This window comes from Mucilaginibacter sp. P4_A11, from assembly GCF_056402535.1.
In genome coordinates, this window is record NZ_JBFUHE010000013.1 from 12,612 (window position 1) to 26,886 (window position 14,275).

Consider the following 14,275-nt stretch of genomic DNA (forward strand, 5'->3'; position numbering starts at 1 on the left):
GCTTTCAGCTATATGCTCTACAAAACGCTTATCGGGTGCTTATGCTCGTCAATTGCAACAAAGGTAAAAGTACCGGTGATGGCTTTTTCACGTACAAAAGAGTACATTTCTTCAATATAAATTTCAACTGAAACTTTGAGGCTGGTATTACCTATGTGGGCTACGCTACCAACTAATTCAATAATAGTACCTGCGGGAATAGGACGTTTAAAGTCGATCCTGTCTGAAGATACAGTGACCATTCTTTTGCGGGTGAAGCGGGTGGCAGTAATGAAAGCCACCTCATCCATCATGGCCATTGCCGAACCTCCGAAAAGCGTATCGTAGTGATTGGTGTCGCTTGGGAACACAGTTTTAAATATTCTCGACTCCGATTCTTTAATTCGCTCTTCAGTTGTCATAATCTTTTGGTGTATTAACAAATAAGGCTTTCCTGTAATAAAGGAAAGCCTTTGTATTTTTAGTTTGTTTTATAAAAGGTTGTTATCTCAATTTACCCCACTTCAAATAAGTGGCACCCCATGAAAAGCCCGCGCCAAATGCTGTCAGGATCATGTTATCGTTCTCTTTGAAATCTTCTTTGAAATCCCACAATGCCAGCGGAATGGTTGCAGCCGTAGTGTTACCATAACGATCGATATTGATCTTAACACGGCTTTCAGGCAAGCCCAAAGCATCGCCAACAGCATGGATAATACGGTAATTAGCCTGGTGGGGGATAAGCCAGTTGATATCGTTTATGGTAAGGTTATTGCGTTGCAGTACAGATGTGCAGCTTTCAGTCATGCCTTTTATGGCAGCTTTAAAAACCACGCGACCGTCCTGGCGTATGTAGTGCAGTTTACCGTCGAGTGTTTCTTCAGAGGCCGGGTTCATAGAACCGCCGCCTGGTACATATAAATGTTCCCTACCGTGCCCATCTGTTTTAAATACGCTGTCGATAACGCCGATATCTTCAGTTGAAGGTTCAAGCAATACAGCGCCGGCACCATCTCCAAAAAGGATACAGGTGTTGCGGTCGGCGTAGTTTACAATGGCGCTGTTTTGATCGGCACCGATAACTATTACTTTTTTATAACGATTGCTTTCAACCAGGCTTGAGCCAAGGGTAAAGGCATAAAGGAAACCGCTGCAGGCGGCATTAACATCAGATGCCCAGGCGTTGCTTAGTCCGCATTTGTCGCAAACAATGCTGGCGGTAGAGATAAGCAGGTAGTCGGGAGTTGAAGTAGCTACAATAACGCAATCTATTTCAGAGGGATCAATTTTGGCATTTTCAAGTAAGTTTTTTACTGCAAAGGCCGCCATATCCGACGTAGCGAGCGACCTGTCGGCAAGGATCCTTCTTTCTTTGATCCCGGTACGCGAAATTATCCAGTCGCTGTTAGTTTCAACCATTTTTTCTAAATCGCTGTTAGTTAAAATGTTGTCAGGAACATAGCCGCCTACACCGGTGATCACCGCACTGCTTTTTAATGCCATAAGTATTATCTATTCTCAAAAAAACATGCAAAGATAGAGAATTTTGCCGGTTTAAGCTTGTCATGTAACTGTATGTTTATAATCAGATGTTTTCATGCTACTGTAACTTACTGTTTGTCGACACAAAAAGGCAATTAAGCGACACATGTTTCAAAACTGAGCATGCAGCTTTTACTTTTGAATCAACACATTAGATTAAAGTTAAAAGGAGAACATGCAATGGAAAGAAAGAATTTTTTAAAAAGCCTGGTGATCGGTGCGGTGTCATCATCGGTATTGGTTGAAGCCTGCAAAAAGGATACTGATACTGCCACAACTACAACTACTACTTCAGGAAGTTCATCTTCCGGAAGCACTTCGGGTTCAACTGATTCAGGCAGTTGTAGTGTTGCGCCTACAGAAACTGAAGGGCCTTATCCAACAAAATCACCTGCATCTTATGTAAGAAGCGATATTACTGATGGCCGTACCGGTTATAAACTTACCGTAAACATCACAATTAACAACAGTAATAATAGCTGCGCCGCACTTTCGTCTGCATTGGTCGATATCTGGCATTGCGATGCCGAAGGAAATTATTCAGAATATGGTGGCAGTGGTACGCAATCAACCAATTATACCTCGGTACACTTTTTACGAGGCAGGCAAACTACCGACTCAAATGGTCTGGTAACTTTTACCTCTATATTTCCGGGGTGGTATACTGGCAGGGCTACACATATCCATGTGCATGTGTATAATTCGTCGGGTACGTCGTTGAAAGTGACGCAAATTGCTTTCCCCGAAGGTACAGGTACGGCCTTGGCTGCCGTTGGCGGTTACAGCAAAGGCATGAGCGGTTATACGTACAATGCAAGTGACGGTGTATTTAGCGATGGCTACACGCTTGAGCTTGCTACAGTAACCGGTAGTACCACCGCCGGCTTTGTTTTAACTATCAGTTTGAGCGTACCTGCTTAAAGTTTTCATTTTTGTTTTGTAACAGGGTGCCGGCTTGTGTTGGCGTCTTGTTTTTTAAATCATAATATGCAAAAACGTGTGATCATTTTGTGTTATCGTAAAATCATCGATACCGGGTTGGTTAAACAATGGGATAAGCTGGTTTTTGAAAATACATACCTGGAATTTAAAATGCAGGCCCAGAATTTTAGCCATGGAACCGCCTATACTTCCTATGCCGAATTAATGAGGAATGTGCCTAATGCCCAACGTATAACAGGCCTGGTTACGCCATCGGTTACGGCTTATATTCAGCAGCTTGGCAGTATCATGCCCGATATTTTAAATAATATTGGCAGGCGGTTTCTTACATTTAACAAGTTTCAGCTGGAGATTATCAATTCGGATATTAATGATAAAGATAAACACCAGGTTGCCGTTAACTTTTATTCTGAACCGCTGGTGTGGCATGATACCATAGATAGTTACTTGCTCTTATCCGTCAATTCGCCCGAAAATAATAGCATATCTACCAACCTTATGCAGTTGCAGCCGTATATAAACATAAGTTCATTAGAATATCACAATTAGCATGGAAAAGATCTCACCGGGACAAATACATTTGGCCGACGAAAGAGGCTTTACGAAAAGTAATACCCTGATGCGTTACAGTAATTTTAACTATGGTGATTATTTTAATAAACATCGCACACCCTTTGGCCGGCTGGAGGTATGGAATGATGAAATGCTGGCAGGCGGCAATTCAACCACCGTTATTATCAAAAACTCATGCTGGTTTGTTTTGATACCGGTAACAGGCGAAGTATTGTTGAAAAGGTTGAACGGAGACATTCGGTTGATTGATGTTGGGGAGGTTTTTGTAGGTTATGTAGTTGCCGGTGAGGCTCTTGAATTGGCAAATCTTTATAAAAGCGATTGGATCAATTATATCTATCTGCAGTTAAAAGACAATGGGGATATAAATGTACCGCATGATGAGGTTTTTAAGTTTGATTTCGCCGGCAGGCAAAATGAACTGATTGACCTGGTTCCGGGTTACAGAAATTACCCGTTTCGCCTGCATTTTGGGGTGTTTAGCGGAAGAGCAGACGCGCTTTATCAACTTCAAAGCAAATCATTATTTTACGGATTTGTGCTTGCCGGAGCGTTTGAACTACAGGGCCGCCTGATGCATGAACGTGATGGTTTGGCACTGTGGGAGTTGGACGAAGCCGATCTGGAAGCGCTAAGCAATAACGCGGTGATTGTGATATTAGAAATGTTGCAGTGATTTTTGTAGAGGCTGTATCATAAATCAAATTGACCACCCTTGGTGCTGTGTTACCTATGAATTGAAATTTAGCCGATAATATTTACACAAAAGGGGGTTAACATATTTTTTGAAAAGAATATACTTAATTGATTGATTATTAAGCATATGTGTAAATGGTAGCCCCGGATTGTGTTAACCCTATTAACCCCCTTTGTTAGTAGAGTCAATCTAACGCAAAACTATATATCGCTTAGGTATCTGAATACGAAAAAAAAGAGGCTGATCAATACAGTCTCCTAAAGTGCTAATCGGGTTCCAAAATCAAGGGAATATCTCACAAGTTGTTATGAGATATTCCCTTGACTCAAATCTTTACCATTTTAAACAAACATGCCGCCCGAAGCTTCAATACGCTGAGCGTTTACCCAGCGGGCATCTTCGGTACAAAGGAAAGCTACCACGCCTCCAATATCTTCAGCAACGCCCGGCCTGCCTAAGGCTGTTATACTGCTCACCATTTTCTGTGTCTCTTCGCTGTTGCGAAGATGGCCTCCACCAAAATCAGTCATGATGGCGCCGGGAGCCACTACGTTAGCCCTGATACCTCTTGCCCCAAGTTCTTTAGCCAAATAACGGGTGAAGACTTCTACTGCCCCTTTCATTGAAGCATAGGCCGAAGAACGGGGAACCGATACACGTGTCAATCCGGACGATACATTCACAATACCACCACCATCAGCCATCAGCGGGATCAGTTTTTGGGTTAAAAAGTATACGCCTTTAAAGTGCACATTTAAAAGGTCGTCAAAAAACTCTTCGGTAACATCAGGGATAGCGTTGTAGCCACCTTGCCCGGCATTATTGATCAGGAAATCAATATGATCGGTTTTGAATTTATCAGTTAATACTTCGCGGAGTTTTTCTGCAAAGGCATCAAAGCTTTTAATTACTCCGGTATTTAGTTGCAACGCTGCCGCCTTTGCTCCGCTTTGTTCAATTAAGTTAACAACTTTCGCCGCTTCATCGGCATTGGTGTTATAAGTTAATATAACGTCAATGCCTTTTTCGGCAAGCCTTAAGGCCATATCCCTGCCTAATCCGCGGCTGCCGCCGGTTACTATGGCTATTTTATTTTTGTTTTCCATTTACTTTTGATTTATAGTACAAAAGTAAAACGGATGGGGAGTGAAGTGTTTGAATAAATCAATCCATTATTTGCAAAATTCAAATAATAGATTGACGGGCCTGTTTGATTTTAATAATCATACAGCTGCGGTTTAAATCTTTTTGCAAGGTAGCTGGTAGCTTTTTCCAAGTCGATATCGACTACAATTACACCTGTTGTTCCGTAGGCCTGGTAAACTAAACAGGTACCATCCGGTGCAATAACCGAACTTGCCGACTCGGGATAAAGTGAGCCATAGTTAGAGCTTGCGAAATAAATGGTGTTTTCCAACGCGCGCATCATCATGGCCTTTTCATAATATGGGTTGGCCATACTGCCCCATTCGGTAAGCAGCACGCCTTCAGTATTGCTACCCGAAAAATGCGGATGAAAAACAATATGCGCTCCATTACGTGCCGCCCATCTTACTGATTCAGGATAACGAAATCCTTCGTGGCAAATAGTAACGCCAAATTTTAAACCATTCACTTCAAAAATGCTTCTTTGAGTACCCGGAACCCAGATTGCATCTTCCGATGGATCTAACTGGTTTTTGGTTTGGTAGCCAAGTACTTCGCCGGTTTGGGACACTACATGGGCAATGTTCAAGAGCCCGTCATCACCATACCAATCCATTGGCATTATTACTGCTATCTTATTTTCAGCGGCCATCCTGCATACTTCATTCAATGTCGATTGCAATATTGCAGGCGATGTTGGTTCCGGATCGGCTATCATGCCCGGATAGCCCGGTATGTATGATTCAGGAAAGCAAATCACTTCTGCATGCTGCGCTGCGGCTTCCCTAATCAGCTTTTCTGCTTGCAATAAACCGTTATTAATTGATTTCGGAAAAGGGGGAGTGGCTATGGCTATTTTCATGCGATGCTGATCTATAATGCTAAATTAAAGGTTTGCATTTACCTGCGGTTAACATTCTCTCCTCATGTGTCACTTTTTTATTTCAACGTCATAGTTGGCTAATATTTATAAAAATATCATTGTACATTTGTTATGGAGATCCTCTCCAAACTCATAAATCATCATTCACAAACTAACATTTACTACTATGATTGAAACTAAAGCGTATGCCGCGCGAGATGAAAAAACGCCGCTAGCTCCCTGGACTTTTGAAAGGCGTGAAGTTGGTGCTCATGACGTGCAGTTTGATATTCTATACTGCGGCGTTTGCCACTCCKATTTACATCAAATTAAAAACGACTGGTTCCCCGGTATTTTTCCAATGGTGCCTGGGCACGAAATTGTTGGCCGTGTAGTTAAAGTTGGCGAGCATGTAAAAGGTTTTAAAGTTGGTGACCTGGCTGCTACCGGTTGTATGGTTGACTCATGCCGTGTATGCGAGAATTGTAAACGCGACCTGGAGCAATATTGCCTAAATGGCAGCTCCCAAACGTATAACGGCCTTGAGCAGGATCATAAAACACCTACTTACGGTGGCTATTCAAATACTATTGTTGTTAATGAGGATTTTGTGCTGCACCTTAAAGAAGGAGTTGATCTTGCCGCTGTATCTCCATTGTTGTGTGCTGGTATCACCACTTACTCGCCGTTAAGGCACTGGAAAGTTGGCAAAGGCCACAAGTTGGCTGTGCTTGGTTTAGGTGGCTTAGGCCACATGGCTGTTAAATTTGGTGTAGCCTTTGGTGCAGATGTTACCGTATTAAGTACATCGCCTAAAAAAGAAGAAGATGCTAAGAAATTAGGCGCTCACCACTTTGTGGTTACTACCGATCCTGAACAGGTTAAAGCCGCTAAAAACTCGTTCGATTTTATCCTGGACACAGTATCTGCCGAACACGACTTTAACATGTACCTCTCGCTACTGCGTACCGATGGTGTTCATATCTGTGTAGGCGTTCCACCTAAACCAGCCGAGATCGCTGCTTTTAGTTTGTTAGGTGGTCGTAAAAGCTTAGCTGGTTCGGGTATTGGGGGCATTAAGGAAACCCAGGAAATGCTTGACTTCTGTGCCGAAAATAACATTGTTTCGGATATTGAAATGATTGATATCAAGGATATTCACACCGCTTATGACCGTATGGAAAAAGGTGATGTGCGTTACAGGTTTGTAATTGATATGGCTACGTTGTAAGCAACGTATTGTTTGTTAAGAAAAGGCCGTGCGAAAGCATGGCCTTTTTGTGAAGCATCGATATTGAGCTGCATTATATCTAAGAGTAACAGGCGATATGTAGCCATTATAAAAAAATCTGCAACCCAAGGCAACGCCAACCTTAAAATGGTAGTAATCATTATGTACACAAAATATCACTACATGAAATTACTATCAAAGTTAACAGCAGCAGCCCTTGTGATAGGAGCCCTGTTTTTTACAAATACGGTAAAAGCGCAAACCACTCCTGCAAATGCGTTCCGTTTAGGTTTAGGAATTGAAACCGGCTTACCTACTGGTGTGGCAAAACTTGGCAGCACCTTTACATTAGGCGGTACAGCCCGTTTGCAATACGGTATAAGCGATAGCTTCGCACTTACTTATACCATGGGCGGTTATCACTTCTTTCCTAAGAAAAACCCGGTTACAGGTAAACGCTATGGAAGCTATGGCGAAATTCCCATCAAATTTGGTTTCAAGGAGTTTTTTGTGCCCAGTATATATGTTGCCGGCGAAGCAGGTATAGCCTACGAAAAACTGGAAGAAGGCTGGGGGCCACACAGGCTTGATCTTTCGCCGGGTTTAGGCTGGGCTAATAAAAGCTGGGATGTAAGCCTGCGCTACGAAAACTTTTCGGGTGCTAATCAAGACCACTTTGGTATGGTTGGCTTGCGTTTAGCTTATGGATTTGCCCTGTAACGTGGTTCTTCTTAACTATTAACTAACAGACCCGACTCACCCCAGTTACGTTAGGTTGACTGACCCTCTTTCGGCTTTACCGGAGGAGGGTTTTTGTTTAGTGTAGATTGCAGCTTTGTTTTGAATAAACCGTTAGGTTTTACCCATACCAAGTGCAATCATCGCCATACGATGATGTCAAATTGAAAATTAGTTATGATTTTATAGTCTTAAGTTATAACAGTGCTGCTGCCGGATGTGTTGCGTTTCTACTGTAAGTTCGGATTAAATGGATTAGACCCTTGTTTTGATGCCTGCCTTGAAAAACTCAAAAACAGGATATTGTATCATACCCAATTTGACAGTAATTTTTTTAATATTGAGATACTTGAAGATTTGATTTTCGAAAAAACGGGGCGTGAAATTAATCCCAACGCCCTTGATATGGCATTTGGCGTTATTTCTTACAAATTTAAGTCGTCAACCTATACGCTTGATCCTTTGTCTATACATTATGTTTACGCCAACTTAGATGATTTTTACATAATAATATAGAAGGTTTACCTACCAGCTAAACTTTAAAAAAGCCACTCCCTGTCTTGGTAAAGTTACCGTAGCGCCTGATAATCCTGATTTAGCTATCAGCGAAACAGATTTTCCAAATTTTTGTAGCTGCCCTTCTTTTTCAAGCTCCTTAATTTGCTTAGCAGTAGGATTTTGCGGTGAGCCCATCTTTTTCCAAGCTTCGTAGGCATTGCTATGCTCATCATCTATACGATACTGAGTAAGTTTTACAAAAGTGGGCGGAAGGTTTTCTATCCTGACCTGTACTGTTTTTCCTTTATCATGCAGGTCATCGTCATGGTAATTCCACAGCAATACGGTCATTTCTTTTTTATCTACAGATGCCAATGCACCGATATCTGTATTGCGCCCCCTGATGCTTGAATCGGCTACAGTTTTAAGCGGGTACATCTGGTCGCCGGTTACTTTAAGGCGTTTGCCTTTCATCATGCCCAGCATTCGGAAAACGTTGAGTACCGGCTTATCAACCCCATTGGTAGCCAGATCGCGGAAGCCGTAAAACCAGGGCTGGTTTTCAAACTCGAATGACCATGATACCGAGCCCATAAAGTTTACACCTAACGAATCTGCCAGCTGGTATTCTCTTGCTATCGAAGCCGCTGTATAGCTCGAATACATGGTGCCGTTACGGTAAGCGTTTGATGGATTGGTAGCCATACCGCAGGCTGCACAACCTTCCGGGTCAGATTCACCTATCACTATTGGCGTGTTTTTAGTTTCGGGATATGACGCTACAATTTTAAACCCTTCCCTGATATCACGGATTTGCGGCCCCATGTTCATGCGTACTTTACCATTAACCAGCGATGGTTGTCCTTTGGCATGGAAAGAGATCACGTCAATGGGCGAACCTATTTTGCCGGTTGCATAATTAGTATCGGCAATGCAATGTTTAATGAACGCGTTCAAAAACTTCATCCCGCCAGGGCTGGAGCCACCAGCAACTTCAGGGCCGCCGACGTGCGCGGTAGGCAGTGCCGTTTTACGCCCTGCGCGGCATAATCGTATAATTTAAAAAACTCTTGCATGGTGCCTTTCCAATAGCCGATATTGGGTTCATTCCAAACTTCCCAGTACCAGCTTTCAACCTCAACCTGGCCATAACGCTGTACCGAATGCTTTACCCATTGGTAAACAAGCTCTTCCCATTTGTTATAATCTTTTGGCGGATACGCCCAGCCGGTGTAAACATCATCATAATTATCGCCGGGTTTCCAGTAGTGGCGATAAGGTTTTGGGTGTGTTGATAAAGCTTCAGGCATAAAGCCAATCTGTGCGTAGGGTTTCATACCCAGTTTAACGTAAGTGTCAAATATACTATCTACCAAATGCCAGTTGTAAATCGGGTTGCCGTTGGCATCCTCAGTGTAAGCATTGGTCGATCCCCATTTCAAAGCCGCTGTGCCATCGCCGCTGGTAAGCAGGTTATGAACGCGCATGCGGACCGGTACCGGGCTCAAAGCGGATAACTCAGTAAGGAGTTTGCGGCCGTCCTTCATGTAGGTGTAATTGGGCTCATCGTGGCCAAACCATGCCCAAATGGGGTACATGTCGCCAACCTGGTCATGTAAACTGATGGTGATATGGGCCTGGTCCTGGGCAAAAATATGGGTGCTGATAAGCAGCAGGAAACAGGGGATAAGTTTAAGGATTTTCATTCAGGTAGTTTGGTGGTTATTGGAAGTGTAAGCCAAACATAAGTAAATTTATTTATTGTTAAAAACACAATTAAAGCAAAATCTATCCACCTCAAAATCAATTTGAAAGTGTGTACAACATATAGGGTGTAATTTACGTTAACAGCGTGTTAATTTATTGTTTATGCGCTTCAGAAATTCTACAGAATTAAAGTGTATAATTGTGTTTATCAGCGCTTAATAAGGGGGATTCTTTGCAAAAGTTCAGGTTTTATTTTATTTCGATGCTATTGGCGGCTTCGTTTACGCTGCCATCATATGCCCAGGTTAAAGATACATTACAAAAAGTTGCAGTAAAGAAGGATTCTTTGCAAAAAGACTCTGCCAGGAATATCCTGACTTTGCCGGATACTGTTAAACATCTTGAAAGTAAATTTCCATCATACATACCGCCGGCCGCATTTATTACTTATGGTTTATTATCGTTAAAAGTAGGATTCATACGCAATATCGATTATCGTGTGCGGAATGATATGAACACAGATCATCCGGGTTTTCATACCAAGGTGGATAATTATATGCAATACGCGCCGATAGTATCTGTTTATGCGCTGAACCTGGCAGGCATACATGGTAAAAATACTTTTATTGACCGTACTATGCTGCTTGTACTTTCAGAAGCCATATTTGCCGGTACTACGTTCGGTTTAAAACGTATTACTCACCGTGAGCGGCCCGATGGTTCAGATAAGTTTTCATTCCCATCGGGGCATACCGGCAACGCCTTTGTTTCGGCCGAATTTATGGCCCAGGAATATGGCGACCGCTCGCCTATATACGGTGGTGTAGGGTATGCCTTTGCAACTACAACAGCTATATTGCGTGTATACAATAATAAGCACTGGTTTAGCGATATCATTGCCGGTGCCGGTTTCGGAATCCTGTCTACCAAGGCTGCTTATTATTTGTATCCACTGATCCGTAACGGTGTGTTCCGAGGCGGAAATGGGAAGAGCAACAATAATTCTTTATTGCTTCCAACTTACCAGGATGGAAAGGTAGGCTTAACCTTCGCCAAAAGTTTTTAAAACACTGATCTTATTATTTATAATATGCAACCACCTTAGCATTAGGGTGGTTGTTTTGTTTTAGGTAGAAATTTTTTTCGATAAAAATAACTTAGCTATTGCAACGTACGTTTTAAATACATACCTTTGGTTTATGAGTTTGTTTAAAAAGGATATTACTGCTGATTTAACGCCCACCAAAACCGAAATGGATGTATTGCAGGTGTTATGGAAGTACGGCCCCTCAACAGTGAGGTTTGTGCATGATAAGCTTAACGAGCAAAAGGAAGCCGTAATTTATACCAGTACCCTTAAGTTGATGCAGGTAATGAAAGAGAAGGGGATGCTTGAACGTGACGAAACCAATATGAAGCACATTTATAGCGCTGCGGTTGAAGAAAACAAGGTAAAAGGAAATATGCTTGGTCGCTTTGTTGATTCAATGTATAATGGTTCGCCGAGCGATTTGATGGTTGCCTTGCTGGGTAACAATAAAACATCGGCCGAAGAACTCAAAAAAATAAAAGAGCTGCTCAAAAACATGGATGATAAATAATTAAACCTTTACAAATATGTACCTGCTCCTTAATTCCAACACCATTTCCCACAGCCTGATACAGGCTTTTAGCTGGATGCTGATCCATTCACTATGGCAGGGGATGTTGCTGGCAGTTATCAGCGCAGTGGTAATGCTCCTTACCAAAAAAACAAGCGCCGCAGTAAGATACAACCTGGTACTTGTACAGTTTATATTATTTATTGGTGCATGCGTGTTCACTTTCGCCTGGGAATGGAGCAAGCCACAACAACAAAGCATGGTGCAGTTTGGTAATGCTATAGGAGGGAGAGCATCGGCTTTATTTAGCCTTAATACCGATGGGATCCGGGCTTTTGCCAATACCTGTGTTGGATATTTTACTGCTAATGCCCCTATGGTAGTGTTGTTATGGCTTGTGTTTTTCCTGTTCCGTTCGGTGCGGATGTTGCGTGGACTCATATTTATCAATACCGCTAAACACAGGCAGGTATCGGAGCCGACTGATTATTGGAGAAACAGGGTAGAACAGCTTTGCGAAAAGCTGCAATTGAAGCGGGCTGTGAAACTATTGGAATCGGGTTACGTGAAAATGCCCATGGTTATTGGTCACCTGAAGCCGGTTATCCTCATCCCCGTGGGGTTGTTGGCAGGCTTGCCGCCCGAACAGGTTGAGGCCGTATTACTTCATGAACTCGCCCACATCCGCAGGCATGATTATTTTGTTAATTTTTTACAAACTATAGCTGAAACCGTTTTCTTTTTCAACCCGGGCTTGCTATGGATTTCGGCCCTGCTGCGTGATGAGCGGGAAAACTGCTGCGATGATATCGCCATTGCCCAGACAAAAAATAAGCGGGAATTTATCCAGGCGCTTATTAGTTTTAAAGAACACTCTATTTACGGAGCAAACTATGCAGTTGCGTTTCCAGGCAAAAAGAACCAGCTGCTGCAAAGGGTAAGCCGCATCCTTGATAATAAAAACCAAACCGTAACTCCGGGCGAGAGGGCGTTTCTGATAGGCGGTGTTATTGTCCTTTCTGCCATTATTGCTACCGCCGCCATTGCACAGATCAGGAAAGTTAACTATCCTGAAAATAGCAGTGCTCATGTATACAAGCAGGAACAGCGTGCGGTACAATCTGCCGCTACGCAATCTGCAGCAATTGTTAAACAAGCTGATAAGCCCAGACACCTGAAACGCAAATACATTGCTGATGTTCAGAAACCTGTCCAAACCAATGAAAGTGCAGTTATGGCTAATGCTGAACCTGCTACGCCGCATGAGCAGGTTGAAGCCGACGCATTGACTGCAAAGCAGCGGGCTGAGCAGGAAAACCAGCAGATCTTAGCTGATAAAGCACAGTTTAACCGTGAGCAGGAGCAGTCCAAACGCGATCAGGAGCAAGCGAGGCTTGATCAGGAGCATTCGAAAACAGATCAGGAACAAGCCCGGCGTGACCAGGAGCAGGCCATGCGCGATCAGGCGCAAGCTAAGCTTGACCAGGAACAAGCCGAAAGGGATCAGGTGCAAGCCCGGCGGGATCAGGAGCAGGCCAAACGTGACCAATTACAGGTAAGTAAAAAGCCCAAAATAGAACCTATAAAAAGTAAAACAAGCTTTCAGGAGTAAGTAAACCCTTTTGTTATTGGTTTGTAATGCGGTAGTGCACCCCGTTTATAGGCCTTAGTGTAAAATAATCATTATTGTAGCTATCAGTTTTTAAACTGCCAATCGGCGGATGGAAAAGCTATTGCCCAATTTTTAACTTTTAAATCAACAGAAAAATGAAAACAAATTATTTAAGAAGCGCCCTGTTGCTGATTGCGGCAACAGCGCTGACAACTGCCGCAAATGCTCAAAAGCCGGGTAAAAAAACGCCCTACGCATCGTACAACAATTACGATACCTTTGATGGTAAAGGGCGCGAACGCATCCAAACTAACTGGAAAGGAAAAACATATCAAATGGAACTGGCCAATAACAAGCTGATGGCCCTGGCAGTAGATGGTGAAATTATACCTTCAACCAAATGGAATGAATACAGTACGGTTATAGCAGCTATTCGTGAGCAGATCAGGAAAGACAGGATCCAGGCAAAAAAAGATCAGGCGCAGGCCAAACGAGACCAGGAGCAAGCCGGCAGGGATCAGCAGCAAGCCAAACGAGACCAGGAACAGGCTAGCCGCGATCAGCAGCATGCAAAAGTTGAACAGGAGCAGGCCGAACGCGACCAGGTGCAGGCTAAGCGTGATCAAGAACAGGCTGCCAAAGACCAGCAACAAGCTAAACGCGACCAGGAGCAGGCAGGCCGTGATCAGGAGCAAGCTAAACGCGACCAGGAGCAGGCATCCCGCGATCAGATCCAGGCCAAGCGCGACCAGGAGCAGGCCGCCGAAGATCAGCGGGTATTAAAACAGATGATCAACGATTTTGTGGCTGATCGTATTATCCCGAACGAAAATGCACTGCGTGATCTTTCTTTTAACGGCGAACAACTGATCATAAACGGCAAAAAACAACCAGATAGCATATTTAAAAAATACAGCGAAAAATATCCCCGCTTTGCTAAAGGCAACACTTCCTACGAAAATGGCAAAAGGCAGTTTAATGGGTTGCATATTCATCGGAATTAAAATAGCAAAATTTTTAACTAATGCCGTGAGCTAAGCCGTCATTGCAAGGTCCGAAGCAATCCCCGATTTACGGAGCGAATCTGCATAGTTCGCGATTGCTTCGTACAGCAATGACGCTTTTAGATTAAGATATCTCCTTAAAC

The 14,275-nt window shown here is 43.2% G+C and carries 13 protein-coding genes and 1 pseudogene; 9 read left to right on the plus strand and 5 right to left on the minus strand.

Going from position 1 to position 14,275, the window contains the following annotated elements:
• Positions 1 to 17: 17 nt before the first annotated feature.
• Complete coding sequence (locus AC1DUD_RS22450; RefSeq protein WP_477378529.1) at positions 18 to 401, minus strand: acyl-CoA thioesterase; 384 nt, start codon at positions 399 to 401, stop codon at positions 18 to 20.
• Positions 402 to 483: 82 nt separating this feature from the next.
• Positions 484 to 1,482: a beta-ketoacyl-ACP synthase III gene (locus tag AC1DUD_RS22455; protein WP_477378531.1), complete on the minus strand. Its 999-nt coding sequence runs from the start codon at positions 1,480 to 1,482 to the stop codon at positions 484 to 486.
• 219 nt (positions 1,483 to 1,701) lie between these two features.
• On the opposite strand from AC1DUD_RS22455, the gene AC1DUD_RS22460 reads away from it, so the two are divergent.
• The 3 genes from AC1DUD_RS22460 to AC1DUD_RS22470 all read left to right on the plus strand — a co-directional run bounded on the left by AC1DUD_RS22460 (position 1,702) and on the right by AC1DUD_RS22470 (position 3,712).
• Positions 1,702 to 2,442: a dioxygenase family protein gene (locus AC1DUD_RS22460; protein WP_477378533.1), complete on the plus strand. Its 741-nt coding sequence runs from the start codon at positions 1,702 to 1,704 to the stop codon at positions 2,440 to 2,442.
• 66 nt (positions 2,443 to 2,508) lie between these two features.
• Positions 2,509 to 3,012 carry a hypothetical protein gene (locus tag AC1DUD_RS22465; RefSeq protein ID WP_477378535.1) on the plus strand — a complete coding sequence of 168 codons (504 nt, stop codon included), beginning with the start codon at positions 2,509 to 2,511 and terminating at the stop codon, positions 3,010 to 3,012.
• A 1-nt stretch (position 3,013) separates the two neighbouring features.
• Complete coding sequence (locus AC1DUD_RS22470) at positions 3,014 to 3,712, plus strand: pirin family protein (RefSeq protein ID WP_477378537.1); 699 nt, start codon at positions 3,014 to 3,016, stop codon at positions 3,710 to 3,712.
• Between the two features lie 362 nt (positions 3,713 to 4,074).
• On the opposite strand, the gene AC1DUD_RS22475 is transcribed toward AC1DUD_RS22470, so the two are convergent.
• Together AC1DUD_RS22475 and AC1DUD_RS22480 are read right to left on the minus strand one after the other, a co-directional pair.
• Positions 4,075 to 4,839, minus strand: coding sequence for an SDR family NAD(P)-dependent oxidoreductase (locus AC1DUD_RS22475; RefSeq protein ID WP_477378539.1), 765 nt, complete (start codon positions 4,837 to 4,839; stop codon positions 4,075 to 4,077).
• 110 nt (positions 4,840 to 4,949) lie between these two features.
• On the minus strand, positions 4,950 to 5,741 hold the full coding sequence (locus tag AC1DUD_RS22480) for a carbon-nitrogen hydrolase family protein (protein ID WP_477378541.1): 792 nt from the start codon (positions 5,739 to 5,741) through the stop codon (positions 4,950 to 4,952).
• Positions 5,742 to 5,928: 187 nt separating this feature from the next.
• Here AC1DUD_RS22480 and AC1DUD_RS22485 point away from each other — a divergent pair, with 187 nt between their 5' ends.
• Complete coding sequence (locus AC1DUD_RS22485; protein WP_477378543.1) at positions 5,929 to 6,972, plus strand: NAD(P)-dependent alcohol dehydrogenase; 1,044 nt, start codon at positions 5,929 to 5,931, stop codon at positions 6,970 to 6,972.
• Positions 6,973 to 7,155: 183 nt separating this feature from the next.
• Positions 7,156 to 7,692 (plus strand): hypothetical protein, encoded by a 537-nt coding sequence (locus tag AC1DUD_RS22490; RefSeq protein ID WP_477378545.1) that lies wholly within the window; start codon positions 7,156 to 7,158, stop codon positions 7,690 to 7,692.
• 543 nt (positions 7,693 to 8,235) lie between these two features.
• Here AC1DUD_RS22490 and AC1DUD_RS22495 read toward each other — a convergent pair.
• Positions 8,236 to 9,914 (minus strand): annotated as a pseudogene (locus AC1DUD_RS22495) (GH39 family glycosyl hydrolase).
• A 233-nt stretch (positions 9,915 to 10,147) separates the two neighbouring features.
• Between AC1DUD_RS22495 and AC1DUD_RS22500 the strand changes: the two are divergent.
• The 4 genes from AC1DUD_RS22500 to AC1DUD_RS22515 all read left to right on the plus strand — a co-directional run bounded on the left by AC1DUD_RS22500 (position 10,148) and on the right by AC1DUD_RS22515 (position 14,132).
• Entirely contained in the window at positions 10,148 to 10,981 is an 834-nt protein-coding gene (locus AC1DUD_RS22500) for a phosphatase PAP2 family protein (RefSeq protein ID WP_477378548.1), read from the plus strand.
• A gap of 133 nt (positions 10,982 to 11,114) precedes the next feature.
• Positions 11,115 to 11,516: a BlaI/MecI/CopY family transcriptional regulator gene (locus tag AC1DUD_RS22505; RefSeq protein WP_477378550.1), complete on the plus strand. Its 402-nt coding sequence runs from the start codon at positions 11,115 to 11,117 to the stop codon at positions 11,514 to 11,516.
• Between the two features lie 16 nt (positions 11,517 to 11,532).
• Positions 11,533 to 13,128 carry a M56 family metallopeptidase gene (locus tag AC1DUD_RS22510; RefSeq protein ID WP_477378552.1) on the plus strand — a complete coding sequence of 532 codons (1,596 nt, stop codon included), beginning with the start codon at positions 11,533 to 11,535 and terminating at the stop codon, positions 13,126 to 13,128.
• A gap of 155 nt (positions 13,129 to 13,283) precedes the next feature.
• On the plus strand, positions 13,284 to 14,132 hold the full coding sequence (locus AC1DUD_RS22515) for a hypothetical protein (RefSeq protein ID WP_477378554.1): 849 nt from the start codon (positions 13,284 to 13,286) through the stop codon (positions 14,130 to 14,132).
• Positions 14,133 to 14,275 lie beyond the last annotated feature (143 nt).